The following is a 1802-nucleotide window of genomic DNA, read 5'->3' as shown; positions in this document are numbered from 1 at the left end:
TCATCGCGGTGGTGCTCAGCGCGCATCGGCTGGGGCGTGCGGTCCAGGAGCGTCGATCGTGACGCGCGAGCGGGAGCCACTGCTGGTGATCCGCGGGCTGCGGGTCGCCTACGACGAGACCGAGGTCGTACACGGCGTCGACCTCACTGTCGACCGGGGCGAGGTGGTGGCACTGGTCGGTGAATCCGGCTCGGGCAAGACGACTCTCGCGCACGCGGTGGTGGGACTCCTGCCATCGGGTGGTCAGGTCTCCTGCGGCGAGATCCGGTTCGACGGCGAGCGCATCGACTCAGCGCCCGTGCGCCGACTGGAGAAACTCCGCGGCTCACACATCGGTGTCGTGCCCCAGGATCCGACGTCGGCCCTCAACCCGGTGCGGCGCATCGGCGACCAGGTGGCCGAGATCCTGCGGATCCACGGCCGGGCCAACCGTCGTACCGCGGCCGCCGACGCGATCCGCATCCTGGACGAGGCGGGCATCGACCGCCCGGAGCTCCGCGCCCGCCAGCACCCGTCGGAGCTGTCCGGTGGGCAGCGGCAACGCGTGCTCATCGGCATCGCGCTGGCGTGCTCCCCGGAACTGGTGATCGCCGACGAGCCCACCAGCGCTCTCGACGTCACCGTGCAGAAACGGATCCTCGATCACCTCGACGAGCGCGTCGACTCCACCGGCGCCGCAGTCCTGTTCATCACCCACGACCTCGGGGTCGCGGCCGATCGGGCCGATCGCATCGTCGTCTTGCGGGACGGCGTCATCGTCGAGGACGGGCCGACAGCACGGATACTGGCCGCGCCCGAGCACGAGTACACCGCACACCTGCTGGCCGCGGCGCCGAGCCTCTCGCAGCCGCGAACCCGGCGGACGCCGCCGCGGTCGGACGGATCGCCGCTGCTGTCGCTGCAGGACGTGGGCAAGACCTTCCGGTCCGGCGGGGAAAAGCTCGTCGCGGTCGACGGTGTCTCGTTCGAGGTCCGGCGAGGACAGACGGTGTCGCTGGTGGGGGAGAGCGGTTCGGGCAAATCCACCACCGCCCGCATCGCCGCGCGACTCGAGACGCCGACCACGGGATCGGTCCGGTTCGACGACACCGACATCAGCTCCGCGCGCGGTAAGCAGTTGCGGGATTTCCGCCGCCGGGTCCAGTTCGTGCACCAGAACCCCTACCTGTCACTGGATCCGAGCCTGTCGGTCGGCGATATCGTCGCGGAACCGTTGCGAGCCTTCGGTATCGGCGACCGAGCCGGCCGTCGGACGCGGGTCGCCGAGCTGCTCGCGAGCGTGTCGCTGCCCGGCGACGTCGCCGACCGCCGGCCCGCCCGCCTGTCCGGAGGACAACGCCAGCGGGTCGCGATCGCGCGGGCACTGGCGCTCGAGCCCGATCTGGTGATCCTCGACGAACCCGTCTCCGCGCTCGATGTCTCGGTGCAGGCGACGATCTTGGAACTGCTCGACGACCTGCAGCGCGACCTCGGTCTGACGTACCTGTTCATCTCACACGATCTGGCCGTCGTCCGGCAGATCAGCGATGAGGTCGCGGTCATGCGTGGCGGGCAGATCGTCGAGTACGGTGACGTGACAACGGTGTTCGATGCGCCGACGCACCCGTACACCCGCGAGTTGCGTGGTGCCGTCCCCGGACAGGCGGCGTCGACCGTCGGCTGAGTCTGCGACCTCAGACGGTCAGACGAGCTGCCGTCGCATGATCAGCCGCGGCATCTTCGAGGCGACGGCGTCGGTCTGGCCGATGACCTCGAAGCCGACGTTCTCGAACATCGACCGCGTGCCGACGAATGCCATGGTC

The 1802-nt window shown here is 69.8% G+C and carries 1 protein-coding gene; it reads left to right on the top strand.

What is annotated here, in order from left to right:
- Positions 1-58 precede the first annotated feature (58 nt).
- A complete protein-coding gene (locus JHC79_RS23650; RefSeq protein WP_296395521.1) occupies positions 59-1663 on the top strand; it encodes an ABC transporter ATP-binding protein in 1605 nt (534 codons plus the stop codon).
- Positions 1664-1802: the final 139 nt, after the last annotated feature.

The sequence above is a fragment of the Williamsia sp. genome (genome assembly GCF_016462415.1).
Taxonomy (GTDB): Bacteria; Actinomycetota; Actinomycetes; order Mycobacteriales; family Mycobacteriaceae; genus Williamsia_A.
Note: the sequence above shows the minus strand (reverse complement) of the source record. Positions and strands in the feature narration are given on the sequence as shown.